We start from the raw sequence: 15,565 nt of genomic DNA, 5'->3' as shown, positions 1-15,565 counted from the left end.
CCTCGATGCTGACCATCCTCGGCTTCGCCATGATCGCGACCTTCCTGGTCCTGATCATGACGAAGAAGATGTCGCCGATCGCGGCGCTCGTGCTGATACCGGCGCTCTTCTGCGTCTTCGTCGGACAAGGTGCCCAGCTGGGCGACTACGTCATCGAGGGCGTCGGCAAGCTCGCGCCCACCGCGGCGATGCTGATGTTCGCCATCGTGTACTTCGGCGTGATGATCGACGTCGGCCTCTTCGACCCGATCGTCCGGGCCATCCTGCGCTTCTGCAAGGCCGACCCGATGCGGGTCGTGGTGGGTACGGCCGTGCTCGCCGCGATCGTCTCGCTCGACGGCGACGGCTCGACCACCTTCATGATCACCGTCTCGGCGATGTACCCGCTCTACAAGAGGCTCGGGATGAGCCTGGTGGTCATGACCGGTGTCGCCGCCACCGCCAACGGCGTCATGAACACCCTGCCCTGGGGCGGCCCCACCGCCCGCGCCGCGACCGCGCTGAAGGTGGACGCGGCCGACATCTTCGTGCCGATGATCCCGGCGCTCGGCGTGGGGCTGCTCTTCGTCTTCGTCCTCGCGTACGTCCTCGGCCTCCGCGAGCGCAGGCGCGTCGGCTACCTCTCCCTGGACGAGATCCTGGAGCCGGAGGCCGAGACGGTCCTGGTCACGGCGGGTGGCGGCTCCGGCAGCTCCGGCGGCTCCGGCTCCGGCGGCCCCGGTGACGCCCCCTCCGGCGCCGCTCCCGCGCTGCCCGAGGGCGCCGACGAGGGCTTCCAGGGCCTCGACCCGAACCGTCCGACCCTGCGCCCCCGGCTCTACTGGTTCAACGCCGGCCTCACCGTCGCGCTGCTCACCGCGATGATCCTCGAACTGCTGCCGATCCCCGTGCTCTTCCTGCTCGGCGCCGCGCTCGCGCTCACCGTCAACTACCCCGACATGGCCGACCAGAAGGCCCGTATCGCCGCCCACGCCGACAACGTCCTCAACGTCGCCGGCATGGTCTTCGCCGCGGCCGTGTTCACCGGAGTCCTCACCGGTACGGGCATGGTCGAGCACATGGCCGACTGGCTCGTGGGCGCCATCCCCGACGGCATGGGCCCGCACATGGCCCTGGTCACGGGTGTCCTCAGCCTCCCGCTGACGTACTTCATGTCGAACGACGGCTTCTACTTCGGCGTGCTGCCGGTCCTCGCGGAGGCGGGCGCGGCGCACGGCGTGTCGCCCCTGGAGATCGCGCGCGCCTCGATCGCCGGCCAGGCCCTGCACATGTCGAGTCCGCTGGTTCCGGCCGTGTACGTCCTCGTCGGCATGGCGAAGGTGGAGTTCGGCGACCACACCAGGTTCACGGTGAAGTGGGCGGCGCTCACGTCGCTGGTGGTCCTCGCGGCGGGGATCCTCTTCGGCGTCATCTAGCGGGCGCCCTGGGGCGGGGTGAGTGGGCGCCTCGGCCGGGAGAGTGAATACGGAGGGTGTCGCGGCGCGGCTGCCACCCTCCGTATCCATGCCATGACAGATAGTCAGATTATCGGCTGATAGTCCGACGTCTTCATGACTGGAGGAACCCCCGCATGACCGCTTTGGCAGTCCGCCCCCTGCTGTCCACCGCCGTGGCGACCCTCGCCCTCGGCGGTGTCGCCCTCGCGGGCGCCCCCGCGGCGTTCGCAGCCCCCGGCGACAACGGCGACATCAAGATCCACCGGGCTGGTACCCAGGAACCCGATCAGAGCACCCACACCAAGGTCTGCCAGTTCTACATCGCGGCCTTCAACTTCGACGGGCTCGACCAGGTCCGCTACGACATCTTCCACCAGCCGGGCGGCGGCACCCCGGTGGAGAGTGGAACCGTCACGCTCGACATCAACGGCGACGGCAGGGCTCCCGAGCTGACCAACCTGAAGCTGAACGACGGCATGTACAAGGTCGAGTGGACCTGGCAGGGCCAGTTGGGCGCCAAGAAGAGCAAGGTCTTCCGGGTCGACTGCCCGGACCCGAACGGCAACAACGGCGGGAACGGAAACGGCGGAAACGGAGACAACGGCAAGCCGCCCCACCACAAGCCCCCGCACGGCCCGGTCGGCGCCGGCGGTGGCGGTAGTGCCGAACTCGCGTCCGACAGCTCCACCTTCGGGATCGGAACGGCCATCGCCGCCGGCGTCGCCGGCACGGCGGGTCTGATCCTCGTCCGCCGGTCGCGCCGCCGCACCGATGGCGCCGCGTAGGTCCCGCACCACGCGCCGACAGCGGCGCCTCCTCCGGCTCGCCCGGACGGTGGTGGTGACCCTGTCGCTGGTCGTCGGCGGCGTCTGGTGGGCCGAGGACGAGGAACCGTCCGGCCCGCCGGTCGCCGCCGCTCCGGCCGCGCCCGGGGCGGCCCCGGACTCCGGTGCCGCCCCGGGTGGACCGGGGCGGCACCCCGACCAGAAGCCCCAGGCTCAGCCCCGGCCCGCGGCACCGGTCCAGCCCCAGACGCAGCCCCCGCCCGCGGCACCGGTCCGGCCCAAGCCGCCGCCCGCGCCCCTGGGGCGCTCGCGCGCCACCAACCTCGCCATCCCGGCGATCACGATCGAGGCCCCGGTCATCGGCCTGGGGCTCGACCGTGCCGGGCAGCTCGGCACCCCACCGGCCGACAATCCCCGGATCGTCGGCTGGTACAAGGACGGCCCCAGTCCGGGCGAGCGCGGTACGGCGATCGTCGTCGGCCACCGCGACACCCGCACGGGTCCGGCCATCTTCCTCAACCTCAACTCGCTCAGCCCAGGGAACACCGTCCGGGTCGCGCGGGCCGACGGCCGGGTCGCCGTCTTCACCGTCGACAAGGTCCGCACCTACACGAAGGCGGAGTTCCCCGACCAGGAGGTGTACGGCTCCACGAACCGCCCCGAACTGAGGCTGCTCACCTGCGGCGGCTCGTTCGACCCCAAGACGGGGTACGAGTCGAACGTCGTCGTCTTCGCCCACCTCACCGACATCGCCCGGCAGATCTGACCCGGGCGCCGAGGGCGGGGCACCGCCACGGGGAGGCGGGTGCCCCGCTCCCGCCGTTCCCGGCCCCGAACCACAAGGACGCGCACATGCCCCTCCGTCTTCCGGTCACCCGTACCCACACCCGTACCCGTGTCGCCGTCGCCGCCGCCGGGCTGCTGCTCGCGGCCGGCGCCCCCGCCGCGTACGCCACCCTCGGTGAGGACACGGCCTCGCCGACCGCGCCCATGGCGCAGACGCGCGGCAAGGCCTACGTCGAGACGCGGCTGTTCTTCGGGACGGAGCGCCCCGACGGCGGCCCGGACGTCAGCGACGAGCAGTTCATGGCCTTCGTCGACAGGGAGGTCACCCCCGCCTTTCCGGCCGGCCTGACCGTCCAGAACGGGCGTGGACAGTGGCGTGACCGGACCGGCACCATCGAGCGGGAACGTTCGTACGAACTGATCCTGCTGTACCCGGCGGCCCAGGCGCCGCTGCACGACCCGCGGATCGAGCGGATCAGGGAGGCGTACCAGCAGGCATTCGGGCAGGAGTCCGTGGCCCGGCTGGAGGAGCCGACCCTGGCCGACTTCTGAGGCAGCGGAAAGCGGCTCTGGCGCCACAAAACTATCAGCGCTAGTTTGGTCTGCGGACGACGAACCGGCCGGTAGGCGCAGAGGAGACAGCGGATGAAGAGCCACGACGCGATGTACATCGGCGGGGAGTGGCGCCCCGCCTCCTCCGACGACACGATCGCGGTGATCAACCCGGCGGACGAGCAGGTCATCGGCCATGTCCCGGCCGGCACCGCCGAGGACGTCGACGCCGCCGTGCGCGCCGCGCGCGCCGCGTTCCCCGGCTGGGCCGCCACCCCGCCCGCCGAACGCGCCGCCCTGATCGGCGCCCTGCGTGACGCCCTCGCGGCCCGCGCGGAGGAGATCGCCGCCACCGTCACCGCCGAGCTCGGCGCTCCGCCCCAGCTCGCCGCGGCCGTCCACACCGGCCTGCCGATCGCCGTCGCCGGTTCGTACGCGGAACTCGCCGCCACGCACCCCTTCGAGGAGAAGGTCGGCAACTCCACCGTCTACTCCGAGCCCGTCGGCGTCGTCGGCGCGATCACCCCGTGGAACTACCCGCTCCACCAGATCGTCGCCAAGGTCGCCCCCGCGCTCGCCGCCGGCTGCACCGTCGTTCTCAAGCCCGCCGAGGACACCCCGCTGACCGCCCAGCTCTTCGCCGAGGCCGTCCACGCGGCGGGCATCCCGGCCGGTGTCTTCAACCTCGTCACCGGCCTCGGCCCGGTCGCCGGGCAGGCGCTCGCCGAGCACGAGGACGTCGACCTCGTCTCCTTCACCGGCTCGACCGCCGTCGGCCGGCAGATCGGCGCCACCGCCGGCGGAGCCGTCAAGCGGGTCGCCCTGGAACTCGGCGGCAAGTCCGCCAACGTCATCCTGCCGAGCGCCGACCTCGGCAAGGCCGTCGCCGTCGGCATCGCCAACGTCATGGCCAACTCCGGCCAGACGTGCAGCGCCTGGACCCGGATGCTCGTCCCCGCCGACCGGTACGACGAGGCGGTGGCGCTGGCCGCCGAGGCCGTCGCGAAGTACGTCCCCGGCGAGCGCGTCGGCCCCCTCGTCAACGCCAAGCAGCAGCAGCGCGTGCGCGGTTACATCGAGAAGGGGGTGGCCGAGGGCGCCCGGATCGTCGCCGGCGGCCCGGAGACCCCGCGGGAGACCGGCTACTACGTCTCCCCGACCGTCTTCGCCGACGTCACGCCGGACATGACGATCGCCCAGGAGGAGATCTTCGGCCCGGTCGTCTCGATCCTGCGGTACGAGGACGAGGAGGAGGCCCTCGCCATCGCCAACGGGACCGTGTACGGCCTCGCCGGCGCCGTCTGGGGCGAGCAGGAGGCGGCCGTCGCCTTCGCCCGCCGGATGGAGACGGGTCAGGTCGACATCAACGGCGGCCGCTTCAACCCGCTGGCCCCGTTCGGCGGCTACAAGCAGTCGGGCGTGGGGCGCGAACTCGGGGCGCACGGCCTCGCCGAGTACCTCCAGACCAAGTCCCTGCAGTTCTGAGCGCCCGAGGAGTTGTGAGCGTGATCCGCGCCGCGATACTGCCCGCCGTCGGCTCCCCCCTGGAGATCGCCGGCATCGAACTGCCCGAGCCCGGCCCCGGCCAGGTCCGCATCCGCCTCGCCGCCGCCGGGGTCTGCCACTCCGACCTGTCCCTCTCCAACGGGACCATGCGCTTGCCCATGCCCGCCGTCCTCGGCCACGAGGGCGCCGGGACGGTCCTCTCCGTCGGCGAGGGCGTCACCCATGTCGCTCCCGGCGACGCGGTCGTCCTCAACTGGGCGCCGTCCTGCGGCACCTGCCATCCCTGCTCGATCGGCGAGATCTGGCTCTGCGCCGACGCCCTCACGGGCGCGGCGAACGTGCACGCCGTGACCGAGGACGGCACCGAGCTCCACCCCGGCCTGAACGTCGGCGCCTTCGCGGAGGAGACCGTCGTCGCGGCCGGCTGCGTGCTGCCCGTACCGGACGGAGTGCCGCTCACCGACGCCGCCCTGCTGGGCTGCGCCGTCCTGACCGGCTGGGGCGCGATCCACCACGCGGCGCGGGTACGCCAAGGGGAGTCGGTGGCCGTCTTCGGCGTCGGGGGCGTCGGCCTCGCCACGCTCCAGGCCGCCCGGATCGCCGGCGCCTCGACGATCGTCGCGGTCGACGTGTCGCCCGAGAAGGAGGCCCTGGCCCGGGCCGCCGGAGCCACCGAGTACGTCGTCGCCTCCGAGACCACTGCCAGGGAGATCCGGAAACTCACCGGCGGTCAGGGGGCCGACGTGGCCGTCGAGTGCGTGGGCCGCGCCGTCACCATCCGTACCGCCTGGGACTCCACCCGGCGCGGCGGCCGCACCACGGTCGTCGGCATCGGCGGCAAGGACCAGCAGGTCACCTTCAACGCCCTGGAGCTCTTCCACTGGGGCCGGACCCTGTCCGGCTGTGTGTACGGGAACTCCGACCCGGCGAAGGACCTGCCCGTCCTCGCCGAGCACATCCGGGCCGGCCGCCTCGACCTCAGCACACTGGTCACCGAACGGATCACCCTGGACGGCATCCCCGGCGCCTTCGACAACATGCTCGCGGGCAAGGGCGGCCGGGCGCTGGTCGTCTTCTAGAGCCGGGCTCCTAGACCGTTTCCGGCGCCGTCTCGGCGCTCTCGGCCGTCTTCTCCACGGACTTCGGCCGAGAGCGCGAGACCGCGACACCGGCCAGGCACAGCACGCCACCGGCCAGCGTCAGCAGCCCCGGCAGCTCGCCCAGGAACGCCCAGGCCATGACGACCACCAGCGCCGGCACGGCGTACGTCGTCGCGCCCATCCGGCCCGCGGTCGTCCGGGCCAGGGCGTAGGCCCAGGTCGTGAACGCGAGGGCGGTCGGGAACACCCCGAGGTAGACCATGTTCAGGGTCGCGGAGAGCGGGGCGCGACCCGCCTCGTCGATCAGCTGCCCCGCGAACGGCAGGCAGGCCACCGTGCCGACCAGGCACCCGAAGGTCGTGACCTGAAGGGCGCTTCCGTGGGCGAGCGCCGGCTTCTGGGCGACGACACCGCCCGCGTACGCGACGGCGGCGAGCAGGCAGAGCACCACACCGAGGACCGAGGCGTGGCCCTCGCCCGACATGGACAGGCCCACGGCCACGGCCCCCGCGAACGACACGCCCATCCCCGCGATCAGCCGCGGCGGCAGCCTCTCGCCGAGGAACCGGGCACCGAGCAGCGCGATCAGGATCGGCCCGATGTTCACGACCATCGCGGCAGTACCCGCGTCGACCTCCTGCTCACCCCAGTTGAGCACCACCATGTAGGCGCCGAACCACAGCAGTCCGGACACCGCGATCCCCGGCCAGGCCGCCCGCGACGGCAGCCCCTCCCGCCGTATCAGCAGGACCGCTCCGAGGACGAGAGCCCCCGCGAGGAGCCGGCCGAGGGCGAGCGCGCCGGGGGAGTAGGCGGCTCCGGCGCTGCGGATCGAGACGAAGGCGGAGGCCCACAGGACGACGGTGACACCGGCCGCGGCGAGAGCCAGGCGCGAGGTGGCGGGGGAGTTGGTCATGGGGTGACCGTAGGCCCTGGACCCTTCGGCGCTCACCGCATTATCGACGGGTCGATGCCGAGGACCCGGTGGAGGGCGTCCTCCCCCTCCGGAGTCACCTTCACGGCGCGCTCGGACCCGATCCGTACGCACCAGCCGCTGTCCAGCGCATGCGCGCAGAGCGCCGCGCCGGCGATCCCCGCGAGATGCGGCTTGCGCTCGGTCCGGTCGAGGCAGCCGCGCGCGACCGGCCGCCGCCCCGAGGCGGTCAGAGGGATGCCGCGCTCTCCGAACCACGCGACACCCCGGTCGGTGAGCGCGAACCCGGTGTCCTGGCGCAGCAGCCCGCGCCCGGTCATCGCCTCGGTGATCGCGATCCCCAGGCGCCCGGCGAGATGGTCGTAACAGGTACGTCCCCGGGCCATCGCCTGCCCCACGCTCGCTCCCCGCAGACCGCGGGGCGGGTGCCGCACGGCGGGTTCGGCGCGGGTCGCGAGGTCCTCGACGAGGTGCGCGATCCCGGGGTCGGCGAGGCGCACGTACCGGTGCCGCCCCTGCCGCTCCTCCGCGAGCACCCCGCCCGCCACGAGCTTCCCGAGGTGCTCACTGGCGGTGGACGGCGCCACGCGCGCGTGCCGCGCCAGCTCCCCTGCGGTCCAGGCCCGCCCGTCGAGCAGGGCGAGCAGGAACGCGGCGCGGGTCTCGTCCGCGAAGAGCGCCGCGAGGGCGGCGAGGTCTCTGGGTGCCATGGGACCAGGATGGCGCGCTCACGTTGCGGTGGCGGCCGAACGGTCGTCCCGGCGCCACCGGTGGTGGATCAGCGCGTCGACCCGGTGATCGTGCTCGAACTCAGGGCCCGTGAGCGGTCCCACCCGCTCGTACGCCTCTTCGGTGCGCGGATCGTCCCGTCGCGCGAGCCCGTGGGCGCCTTCGAGGCGCAGCTGCTGATCCTCCTCGCCGCGCAGCGCCCACAAGGCGGCCGACGCCTCCGGGGAGCGGTCCTCGGACAGGGCGAGCGCCTCAGCGCCCCGCCGCCGCACCCCGGGATCGGGGTCCCGGGTCAGATCGAGCAGGGCACGGCCGACCTCGGGGCTCAGGTCGTGCCACTGGCCGAGGACGCTCCCGGCCGCCGAGCGCACGCCGGGGTCGGGATCACGGGCGAGGGCGAGCAGCGCCGTACGGGCCGCGGGCGTCAGCGGCGCGCCCTCGGAGCCCAGCGCGTACGGCACCTCCGCGCGCACCGGTGCGTCGGGATGGTCCGCGTACCGCAGGCCGATCGCCTCCTGCTCCGGATGACCGCGTCCGAGGAAGAAGTCGAGCAGGTCCCGAAGAAGCTCCGGGTCGGTCTCCTCGGCCGCCCAGGCGGCGAGCAGATCGGTCTCCTCGCGCTCGTACGGGCATGGGTACACGAAGCGGACGACATCGGCGTAGCGCAGCACCCGGAGCACGAACCCCCTGCGGTCGCGGTCCGGGTGCCGGCGGTCTGCCACCACCGACGACCAGGTCTCCCTGTCGCGCCGCTCGCTCAGCGCGAACGCGGCCGCCCACCGCTCCACATGGCCCGGGTCCGTCCCTGCGAAGGCCCGCGCCATCAGCTCCTCCCGGGGCGTCAGGATGCCAAGGTACGACTCCAGCAAGGTGACGATCGCCCTGTGTCCGGCCCGGACGCTCCGCCCGCCGAGCGACACCAGGTCCACGGTGCCGTGACCGAACGCGCCGTCCTCGACCGTGACGGACTCCGCCGGCCCCGACGCCTCCGTCCTGCGTCGCAGTTCGGCCTCGGTCCCCGTCTCGACCCAGCCACGGGCGAGGGCGAGCAGCCGTTGCCGCTCCGCCTCCGGGAGCAGGCGGAGGTCACGGCCCAGGGCGGAGGTGAAGACGGCGGGGGAGCCGCCGTCGACCGCGCGCCACAGCGGGGTCGTCCCGTCCGGGAGAAGGCGGTCCGGGTCCGACCCGTTCTCCACCAGGGCCCGCACCACCTCGTCCTCGTACGCCGCGATCGCCGCGCACAGCACTGGGAGGCCGTCCTCCCCGGTGGCGTCCGGACTCGCGCCGGACGACAGCAGGTCACGGACGGCCCACGCGTCCCCCGCCCGTACCGCCGCTACGAGTCGCTCGTCGCGTCCTGCCTCGTCCATGTCCCCCGCACTCCCGCCTCGTACTGCACCGCCAGGCCGTCGAGCAGCGCCCGTAGTCCCGTCTCGAACGCGCCCTCGTCGACCTTCTGCCGGTGTTCCGCCAGGAGGTGCGCCTGGCCGAGGTGAGGGTAGTCCGCCGGGTCGTAGGCCGTCTCGTCGTCGACGAAGCCGCGGGCGAAGGAGCCCAGCGCCGAACCGGTGACGAAGTACCGCATCAGCGCGCCGATGTACGTGGCCTGGGCGGGCGGCCAGCCCGCGCGGACCATCGCGCCGAAGACCGCGTCGGCGACCTTCAGACCCGCCGGGCGGCGGCCGGGGCCCTGCGCCAGGACCGGGACGATGTTCGGGTGGTCGGCGAGGGCGGCGCGGTAGGAGGCGGCCCAGTCGCCCAGCGCCGTACGCCAGTCGCGGCCGTCGCCCTCCTCGAACATCGACAGGTCGACCTTCGCGCTGACCGCGTCGGCGACGGCGTCGAGGATCTCGTCCTTGGTGCGGAAGTGGTTGTAGAGCGACGGCCCGCTCACCCCCAGCTCGGCCGCGAGCCGCCGCGTGGAGACGGCGGCGAGACCCTCCGCGTCCACGAGCGCGCTCGCCGTCTCGACGATCCGGTCTCGGCTGAGGAGGGGCTTGCGCGGTCGGGCCATGGCGCACATAGTAGGCCCTGCGCACTCTAAACTAGCAGTGCTAATTTAACTCGTCCCGAAGGTCGGTGTGGCAGTGAACCTGGAGCTCAGCGAGGAACAGGAAGCCGTACGGCGGCTCGCCGAGGATTTCGTCGCGCGCGAGGTCGCTCCGCATGTCGTCGCATGGGACCGGGCCGAGAACGTCGACAAGTCGATCGTCAAGAAGCTCGGCGCCGTCGGCTTCCTCGGCCTCACGATCCCGGAGGAGTACGGCGGCTCGGGCGGCGACCACCTCTCCTACTGCCTCGTCACCGAGGAGCTCGGGCGCGGTGACTCCTCCGTGCGCGGCATCGTCTCCGTCTCGCTCGGCCTCGTCGCCAAGACCATCGCCTCCTGGGGTACCGAGGAGCAGAAGCGCGCCTGGTTGCCCCGGCTCAGCTCCGGCGACGCCGTCGGCTGCTTCGGGCTCACCGAACCGGGCACGGGGTCCGACGCCGGAAGCCTCGCCACCAAGGCCGTCCTCGACGGGGACACGTACGTGATCAACGGCTCGAAGATGTTCATCACCAACGGCACCTGGGCCGATGTCGTCCTGCTCTTCGCCCGCACCGGCGACGCGCCCGGTCACCGGGGCGTCTCCGCCTTCCTCGTCCCCACGGACACCCCGGGCCTCACCCGCCGCACCATCCACGGCAAGCTCGGGCTGCGCGGCCAGGCGACCGCCGAGCTGGTCCTGGAGGACCTCCGCGTCCCCGCCTCCGCGATGCTCGGCCCCGAAGGCAAGGGCTTCTCCCTCGCCATGTCCGCCCTGGCCAAGGGGCGGATGTCGGTCGCGGCCGGCTGTGTCGGCATCGCGCAGGCCGCGCTCGACGCGGCCGTGCGCTACGCGGGGGAGCGCGAGCAGTTCGGCAAGCCCATCGCCTCGTACCAGCTGGTGCAGGAGCTGATCAGCGACATCGCCGTCGACGTGGACGCGTCACGGCTGCTGACCTGGCGCGTCGCCGATCTGATCGATCGGGGCCAGGAGTTCGCCACCGCCGCGTCGAAGGCCAAGCTGTACGCCTCCGAGGCCGCCGTCCGCGCCGCGAACAACGCCCTCCAGGTCTTCGGCGGCTACGGCTACATCGACGAGTACCCGGTCGGGAAGCTGCTGCGCGACGCCCGGGTGATGACGCTGTACGAGGGCACCAGTCAGATCCAGAAGCTGATCATCGGACGCGCCCTGACGGGCGTCTCGGCCTTCTGAGGGCGCAGCGGCGCGAGGCCGGGTGTCCCGGCCAGGGCCCGTCCGGGGAGGCTCCGTGCTCTAAGCGCTTGCTCAGCTTCGTTGTATGGTGTTCGTCCTGACGGCTGGAGTAAGGGGCGAACGATGAGCGCGGCGGACGCGGCGGAGGAGACGCCCGGCGGCGAGGACGTGCCGTGGGGCGAGGTCACGCCCGAGGCGGCCAGGCGGCTGCTCGTCGCGGCCGTCGAGGCGTTCGCCGAGCGCGGCTACCACGCCACCACGACCCGGGACATCGCGGGCCGGGCCGGCATGAGCCCGGCCGCGCTCTACATCCACTACAAGACCAAGGAAGAGCTGCTCCACCGGATCAGCCGCATCGGCCACGACAGGGCCCTGGAGATCCTCCGGGCCTCGGCCGACGGCGAGGGCACGGCGGGCGAGCGGCTCGCCGACGCCGTACGGTCCTTCGTGCGCTGGCACGCCGAGCGGCACACCACCGCGCGGGTCGTGCAGTACGAGCTCGACGCGCTCGGCCCCGAGCACCGCGCCGAGATCGTCGAGCTGCGCCGCGAGTCCGACGCGGCCGTGCGCCGGATCATCAACGAGGGTGTGGCGGCGGGGGAGTTCGACGTGCCGGACGTGCCGGGCACCACCGTCGCGGTGCTCTCCCTCTGCATCGACGTGTCGCGCTGGTTCACCACGCAGGGCCGCCGGACGCCGGACGAGGTCGGCGCGCTCTACGCCGACCTCGTGCTGCGGATGGTGGGCGCTCAGAAGTAGTAGCGCGAGACCGACTCGGCGACGCAGACCGGCTTGTCGCCGCCCTCGCGCTCCACCGTCACGGTCGCGGTGACCTGCACGCCGCCGCCGGCCTCCGTCACCTCGGTCAGCACGGCGCTCGCGCGCAGCCGTGAGCCGACGGGTACGGGGGAGGGGAAACGGACCTTGTTGGTGCCGTAGTTGATGCCCATCTTCATGCCCTCGACGCGCATGATCTGCGGGACCAGGGTCGGCAGCAGGGACAGCGTCAGATAGCCGTGCGCGATCGTCTTCCCGAACGGCCCGGTGGCCGCCCGCTCGGGGTCCACGTGGATCCACTGGTGATCACCGGTCGCGTCGGCGAACAGGTCGATCCGCTTCTGCTCGATCTCCAGCCAGTCGCTGTGGCCCAGCTGCTCGCCGACTCCGGCGCGCAGCTCCTCGGCGGAGGTGAAGATCCTCGGCTCAGCCATGTTTCCTCGTCCCTTCTGTACCTGTGAGCACCTGTCTCAGCACTGTCTAAGCGCTTGCTCAGCATGTGGGGTGAGGGGCCCACTGTCAACGGACAGTAGGGTTCGAGGGGTGCCGCAGATTCCAGAGAAGATCCACGAACTCACCGTCGGCCAGCTGTCCGCGCGCAGCGGCGCCGCCGTGTCCGCCCTGCACTTCTACGAGGCCAAGGGCCTGATCAGCAGCCGCCGCACCAGCGGCAACCAGCGCCGCTACGGCCGCGACATCCTGCGCAGGGTCGCCTTCATCCGGGCCGCGCAGCGCGTCGGCATCCCGCTCGCGACCGTCCGCGAGGCGCTCGCCGAACTCCCCGAGGAGCGCACGCCCACCAATGAGGACTGGGCGCGGCTCTCGGCGGCCTGGCGCACGGAGCTGGACGAGCGGATCAAGCAGCTCGGACGGCTGCGCGACCACCTGACCGACTGCATCGGCTGCGGCTGCCTGTCGCTGCAGAACTGTGTGCTGTCCAACCCCGACGACGTGTTCGGCGAGCGGATGACGGGCTCGCGCCTGCTGGCGGAGAGCCGGGACGCCTCCTAGGTCGTGTCCGTACGGAGAGGGGCCCGCCACCCCCGTGGACGGGCCCCTCGGTTCCGGTCGGCCGGACAGATCACTCGTACTCCGTGCCGCCCTTGCGGGTCAGATAGGCCGGGCTGACGGCCTTGGCGATGGCGCGGCCCCCGACGACCGGGCTGTACCGCTCCGTCACCGGGCGGATCACGACGCCCTCCCGCAGATGCAGCTCGCGCCCGGACACGGTCTCCCGGCCGCTCGCCAGCTCCAGCACCCGATCCGGGTCGTACGGCCCGGTGTACAGCCGCGGTACGAGCGGCAGTTCACCGGCCTCCAGGACCTCGGCCGGGTCCAGCCACCGCACCTGGCCGTCGATCTCGGCCGACACGTCGAAGACGGCGTAACCGATGTCCTCGGCGCGGGCGTTCGCGCCGTAGCCGAGGTCCTGCACCCCGGCCCCGTACACCTCACCGAACAGCCCGACCCGGCGGGCGCCCAGCCGCTCGGCGAGCCGCGCCGCGACGGCCGGCACGCCGTGCCCGTGGATCGCGCGCCAGTACAGATTGCGCGGGTCCTCCCGGAGCGCGAGCCCCTTCGCGCCGAACCCCTTCGAGGAGACGCGCAGCCGGCCGTCCTCGGCGACGTACGTCGCCAGGCAGGCCGAACCGTGCAGCTTCTCCGTCAGGACCACCGGCTCGCCGGGCTCGAACATGTCCGGATACCGCTGCAGGTTCTCGATGTCGACCCACGGCAGCAGATCCGGCGCGGACTCCACGTCCCCGCTCATCGTCGGCGGGATCGGCGGCACCCACTTGGTGATGCCCAGGAGCCCGGCGAAGTCGGTCCCCTCGGCGGCCGCGGCGGCCAGATCGACCTCCGCCAGCGCCTTGGGCCGGCACACGATCCCCTGCGACAACTCCCCGCGCAACCGCACCGCCTTGACCCGGTCCGACGCCCTCCCGGCCAGCCGCCCGGTCAGCCCGAGCTCGTCGACGAGCGAGGCGGGCAGCACGGCCTGCTCCGGGATGTACACGGCGACATCACCGGTGCGGTACGCGCCCTTGGCGACGACGGCTCGATAGAGGCCCACCTGGGCCAGCTCGAGCGCGTCGGCGTTGGGGTGCTCATGGACGGTCAGTGGCTCGGCGGTGACGCGCAAGGTCGACATGTCGGTGCTCCGGTGGCTCGGGTCTCGGTCTCATCGGCGGACACTGTGCCGGTGCGAAAACCCCGTGAGCCAGCGGATTTTATGCTGCTAGCCTCGCTGTCCCCCTACTCGGGGACGGTCACCGGGACCGCGGCCGAGACGAGCTGAGCGTTCGACCTCGCCGGGGTCCCGTCCGGCAGGAGGAGGGTGTCCTCCAGGCCGATCCGGGTGGACAGGCCCAGGCGACGAGCCAGGCGGAGGACCGGCCAGGTGCCGGCGTTCTCGCCGTGGAGGAGGATCGGGCGGCCGTGGGCGGTGCCCAGGTCGGTCAGGAGAGCGCGGGCCGTGGACGCGGCGGTCCTCGGATCCGGGTCGGTGACCTCCGCGAGGATCCGCAGCACCCGGGGCGCCAAGGGCGAGCGGAGGAAGCGCTCGGGGCCGTCCGTGCCCGACCAGAGGCCCGCCTCCACGCCGACGCCCCGGTCAAGGAGCGCCGCCGCCAGCTCCTCGGCGCCCGGCTCGTGCCAGTTCACGGAGGCGTGGTCGGGAAGGACCGTCCAGGCGCGGACGCGCTCCACTCTCCGCACCGGATCGGGCTCCGCCCAGGCGCCCGTCGTCACACCGACCGGAACGTCCACGGCCTCCCGTAGCGCCGTCAGGGTCTCCGCCAGCACGCGGGGCGACAGCGTGTCGCCCCCGCACGGAGTCTTGGGGTGCACATGCACGTCCGAGGCCCCGGCCGCGACCGCCTCCGCCGCGGCTTCCGCCATGGCGGCCGGAGACATCGGCACGGCCGCCGAATCCCCCGGCCCGCGGCCCCCGTTCAGACAGACCTGGATCATGCCACCGACGCCAGCCGCGGAACCGACTCTCCGCGCGCCCGGGCCCGCGCCAGGGCCCCCGCCGTCAGCACCGCCCGAGGCACCACCACCCCGCAGTCCCCGCACACCGGACCGAACCACGGCTCGTCGTCCAGATCCGGCCGCCACTCGATCCGGGGCCCCGCGCACACCGGGCAGTGCTCCCCGGGATCGGACTCCAGGGCCGCGATCAGCCGCCGCAGCACCTCGGCGAGCGGCTCCGACGGATGCACCGCCGGATCGTCGCACCGTGCCACGCCGTTGCCGCCCCAGGTCCGCCGGTGCCAGTCGTCCAGCGCGCCGGGCCGGCGCAGCCCGAGGTGCTTCTCGTGCCGCCGCCGCGCCGCGAACTCCTTCTCGTACGCGAGCCACACCGCCCGCGCCTCCTCCAACTCCTCCAGAGCGGCCACCAGCCGCCCCGGATCCAGGTCCCGGTCCTCGGGCCCGAACCTGTGCCTGCGGCACAGATGGTCCCAGGTCGCGCGGTGCCCGTACGGGGCGAACCGCTCCAGGCACTTGCGCAGCGAATACCTCCGCAGCGCCGTGTCGCACCCCGGATCGCGCACCTGTCTCGCAAGACTCCGGAAACCCGCCATCGCTCCGCACCTCCGTCGGTGGTACTTCGGCGTCAAGGACGTTATGGGATGGACGAACGACTGCCCCGTCGTGTTCCATCGAAAATCCGATGGGGCCCATCAGAGGCGTGAATTCGACGGGCCCGACAGAGGCG

At 72.7% G+C, this 15,565-nt stretch carries 17 protein-coding genes; 9 read left to right on the top strand and 8 right to left on the bottom strand.

Going from position 1 to position 15,565, the window contains the following annotated elements:
- Nucleotides 1–5: 5 nt before the first annotated feature.
- From ACFYV5_RS24205 to ACFYV5_RS24180, 6 genes are all read left to right on the top strand, one after another.
- Nucleotides 6–1,415 carry a CitMHS family transporter gene (locus ACFYV5_RS24205; protein WP_389171721.1) on the top strand — a complete coding sequence of 470 codons (1,410 nt, stop codon included), beginning with the start codon at nucleotides 6–8 and terminating at the stop codon, nucleotides 1,413–1,415.
- Between the two features lie 155 nt (nucleotides 1,416–1,570).
- Nucleotides 1,571–2,221, top strand: coding sequence for a hypothetical protein (locus ACFYV5_RS24200; protein ID WP_389171719.1), 651 nt, complete (start codon nucleotides 1,571–1,573; stop codon nucleotides 2,219–2,221).
- Nucleotides 2,208–2,987 carry a class F sortase gene (locus ACFYV5_RS24195; RefSeq protein ID WP_389171716.1) on the top strand — a complete coding sequence of 260 codons (780 nt, stop codon included), beginning with the start codon at nucleotides 2,208–2,210 and terminating at the stop codon, nucleotides 2,985–2,987. Before ACFYV5_RS24200 ends, ACFYV5_RS24195 begins: the two co-directional genes overlap by 14 nt.
- 86 nt (nucleotides 2,988–3,073) lie before the next feature.
- Nucleotides 3,074–3,559, top strand: a complete 486-nt coding sequence (locus ACFYV5_RS24190) for a DUF3574 domain-containing protein (RefSeq protein ID WP_389171712.1) — start codon at nucleotides 3,074–3,076, stop codon at nucleotides 3,557–3,559.
- A gap of 93 nt (nucleotides 3,560–3,652) precedes the next feature.
- The gene (locus ACFYV5_RS24185) at nucleotides 3,653–5,044 is read left to right on the top strand and encodes an aldehyde dehydrogenase family protein (RefSeq protein WP_389171709.1); all 1,392 of its coding nucleotides are present in this window, start codon (nucleotides 3,653–3,655) and stop codon (nucleotides 5,042–5,044) included.
- A 20-nt stretch (nucleotides 5,045–5,064) separates the two neighbouring features.
- Nucleotides 5,065–6,144 carry a Zn-dependent alcohol dehydrogenase gene (locus ACFYV5_RS24180; RefSeq protein WP_389171974.1) on the top strand — a complete coding sequence of 360 codons (1,080 nt, stop codon included), beginning with the start codon at nucleotides 5,065–5,067 and terminating at the stop codon, nucleotides 6,142–6,144.
- 10 nt (nucleotides 6,145–6,154) lie between these two features.
- Here the strand turns inward: ACFYV5_RS24180 and ACFYV5_RS24175 are convergent, their stop codons facing one another.
- Genes ACFYV5_RS24175 through ACFYV5_RS24160 form a run of 4 tightly spaced genes read right to left on the bottom strand, consistent with a single transcriptional unit; the run spans nucleotide 6,155 to nucleotide 9,842 of the window.
- Nucleotides 6,155–7,081, bottom strand: a complete 927-nt coding sequence (locus tag ACFYV5_RS24175; protein WP_355116244.1) for a DMT family transporter — start codon at nucleotides 7,079–7,081, stop codon at nucleotides 6,155–6,157.
- 32 nt (nucleotides 7,082–7,113) lie between these two features.
- Nucleotides 7,114–7,809, bottom strand: coding sequence for an ArsR/SmtB family transcription factor (locus ACFYV5_RS24170; RefSeq protein WP_389171705.1), 696 nt, complete (start codon nucleotides 7,807–7,809; stop codon nucleotides 7,114–7,116).
- An 18-nt stretch (nucleotides 7,810–7,827) separates the two neighbouring features.
- Nucleotides 7,828–9,198, bottom strand: a complete 1,371-nt coding sequence (locus ACFYV5_RS24165; RefSeq protein WP_389171702.1) for a HEAT repeat domain-containing protein — start codon at nucleotides 9,196–9,198, stop codon at nucleotides 7,828–7,830.
- Complete coding sequence (locus tag ACFYV5_RS24160; RefSeq protein WP_355116239.1) at nucleotides 9,165–9,842, bottom strand: TetR/AcrR family transcriptional regulator; 678 nt, start codon at nucleotides 9,840–9,842, stop codon at nucleotides 9,165–9,167. The genes ACFYV5_RS24165 and ACFYV5_RS24160 overlap by 34 nt, the downstream gene beginning before the upstream one ends.
- A 73-nt stretch (nucleotides 9,843–9,915) precedes the next feature.
- Here ACFYV5_RS24160 and ACFYV5_RS24155 point away from each other — a divergent pair, with 73 nt between their 5' ends.
- Both ACFYV5_RS24155 and ACFYV5_RS24150 read left to right on the top strand, forming a co-directional pair.
- Complete coding sequence (locus tag ACFYV5_RS24155; RefSeq protein WP_355116265.1) at nucleotides 9,916–11,067, top strand: acyl-CoA dehydrogenase family protein; 1,152 nt, start codon at nucleotides 9,916–9,918, stop codon at nucleotides 11,065–11,067.
- Nucleotides 11,068–11,190: 123 nt separating this feature from the next.
- The gene (locus ACFYV5_RS24150) at nucleotides 11,191–11,826 is read left to right on the top strand and encodes a TetR/AcrR family transcriptional regulator (RefSeq protein ID WP_355116237.1); all 636 of its coding nucleotides are present in this window, start codon (nucleotides 11,191–11,193) and stop codon (nucleotides 11,824–11,826) included.
- On the opposite strand, the gene ACFYV5_RS24145 is transcribed toward ACFYV5_RS24150, so the two are convergent.
- Nucleotides 11,817–12,278, bottom strand: coding sequence for a MaoC family dehydratase (locus ACFYV5_RS24145; RefSeq protein WP_355116235.1), 462 nt, complete (start codon nucleotides 12,276–12,278; stop codon nucleotides 11,817–11,819). The two genes, ACFYV5_RS24150 and ACFYV5_RS24145, sit on opposite strands and share 10 nt — an antisense overlap.
- Before the next feature lie 109 nt (nucleotides 12,279–12,387).
- On the opposite strand from ACFYV5_RS24145, the gene soxR reads away from it, so the two are divergent.
- A complete protein-coding gene (gene soxR, locus ACFYV5_RS24140) occupies nucleotides 12,388–12,855 on the top strand; it encodes a redox-sensitive transcriptional activator SoxR (protein WP_355116233.1) in 468 nt (155 codons plus the stop codon).
- A 70-nt stretch (nucleotides 12,856–12,925) separates the two neighbouring features.
- Here soxR and ACFYV5_RS24135 read toward each other — a convergent pair whose 3' ends face one another.
- From ACFYV5_RS24135 to ACFYV5_RS24125, 3 genes are all read right to left on the bottom strand, one after another.
- Entirely contained in the window at nucleotides 12,926–13,996 is a 1,071-nt protein-coding gene (locus tag ACFYV5_RS24135) for an RNA ligase (ATP) (RefSeq protein WP_389171696.1), read from the bottom strand.
- A 104-nt stretch (nucleotides 13,997–14,100) separates the two neighbouring features.
- A complete protein-coding gene (locus ACFYV5_RS24130) occupies nucleotides 14,101–14,817 on the bottom strand; it encodes a 3-keto-5-aminohexanoate cleavage protein (RefSeq protein WP_389171693.1) in 717 nt (238 codons plus the stop codon).
- Nucleotides 14,814–15,431, bottom strand: a complete 618-nt coding sequence (locus ACFYV5_RS24125) for a hypothetical protein (RefSeq protein ID WP_355116229.1) — start codon at nucleotides 15,429–15,431, stop codon at nucleotides 14,814–14,816. Before ACFYV5_RS24125 ends, ACFYV5_RS24130 begins: the two co-directional genes overlap by 4 nt.
- Between the last annotated feature and the right edge of the window lie 134 nt (nucleotides 15,432–15,565).

Source organism: Streptomyces sp. NPDC003035 (assembly GCF_042888285.1).
Taxonomy (GTDB): domain Bacteria; phylum Actinomycetota; class Actinomycetes; order Streptomycetales; family Streptomycetaceae; genus Streptomyces.
This window is presented reverse-complemented; position numbering and strand designations above follow the sequence as displayed.

Coding starts and splice junctions, on each gene's coding strand:
- ACFYV5_RS24205 (WP_389171721.1), top strand. CDS start 6: ATGCTGACCATCCTCGGCTTCGCCATGATCGCGACCTTCCTGGTCCTG.
- ACFYV5_RS24200 (WP_389171719.1), top strand. CDS start 1,571: ATGACCGCTTTGGCAGTCCGCCCCCTGCTGTCCACCGCCGTGGCGACC.
- ACFYV5_RS24195 (WP_389171716.1), top strand. CDS start 2,208: ATGGCGCCGCGTAGGTCCCGCACCACGCGCCGACAGCGGCGCCTCCTC.
- ACFYV5_RS24190 (WP_389171712.1), top strand. CDS start 3,074: ATGCCCCTCCGTCTTCCGGTCACCCGTACCCACACCCGTACCCGTGTC.
- ACFYV5_RS24185 (WP_389171709.1), top strand. CDS start 3,653: ATGAAGAGCCACGACGCGATGTACATCGGCGGGGAGTGGCGCCCCGCC.
- ACFYV5_RS24175 (WP_355116244.1), bottom strand. CDS start 7,081: ATGACCAACTCCCCCGCCACCTCGCGCCTGGCTCTCGCCGCGGCCGGT.
- ACFYV5_RS24170 (WP_389171705.1), bottom strand. CDS start 7,809: ATGGCACCCAGAGACCTCGCCGCCCTCGCGGCGCTCTTCGCGGACGAG.
- ACFYV5_RS24165 (WP_389171702.1), bottom strand. CDS start 9,198: ATGGACGAGGCAGGACGCGACGAGCGACTCGTAGCGGCGGTACGGGCG.
- ACFYV5_RS24160 (WP_355116239.1), bottom strand. CDS start 9,842: ATGGCCCGACCGCGCAAGCCCCTCCTCAGCCGAGACCGGATCGTCGAG.
- ACFYV5_RS24150 (WP_355116237.1), top strand. CDS start 11,191: ATGAGCGCGGCGGACGCGGCGGAGGAGACGCCCGGCGGCGAGGACGTG.
- ACFYV5_RS24145 (WP_355116235.1), bottom strand. CDS start 12,278: ATGGCTGAGCCGAGGATCTTCACCTCCGCCGAGGAGCTGCGCGCCGGA.
- ACFYV5_RS24135 (WP_389171696.1), bottom strand. CDS start 13,996: ATGTCGACCTTGCGCGTCACCGCCGAGCCACTGACCGTCCATGAGCAC.
- ACFYV5_RS24130 (WP_389171693.1), bottom strand. CDS start 14,817: ATGATCCAGGTCTGTCTGAACGGGGGCCGCGGGCCGGGGGATTCGGCG.
- ACFYV5_RS24125 (WP_355116229.1), bottom strand. CDS start 15,431: ATGGCGGGTTTCCGGAGTCTTGCGAGACAGGTGCGCGATCCGGGGTGC.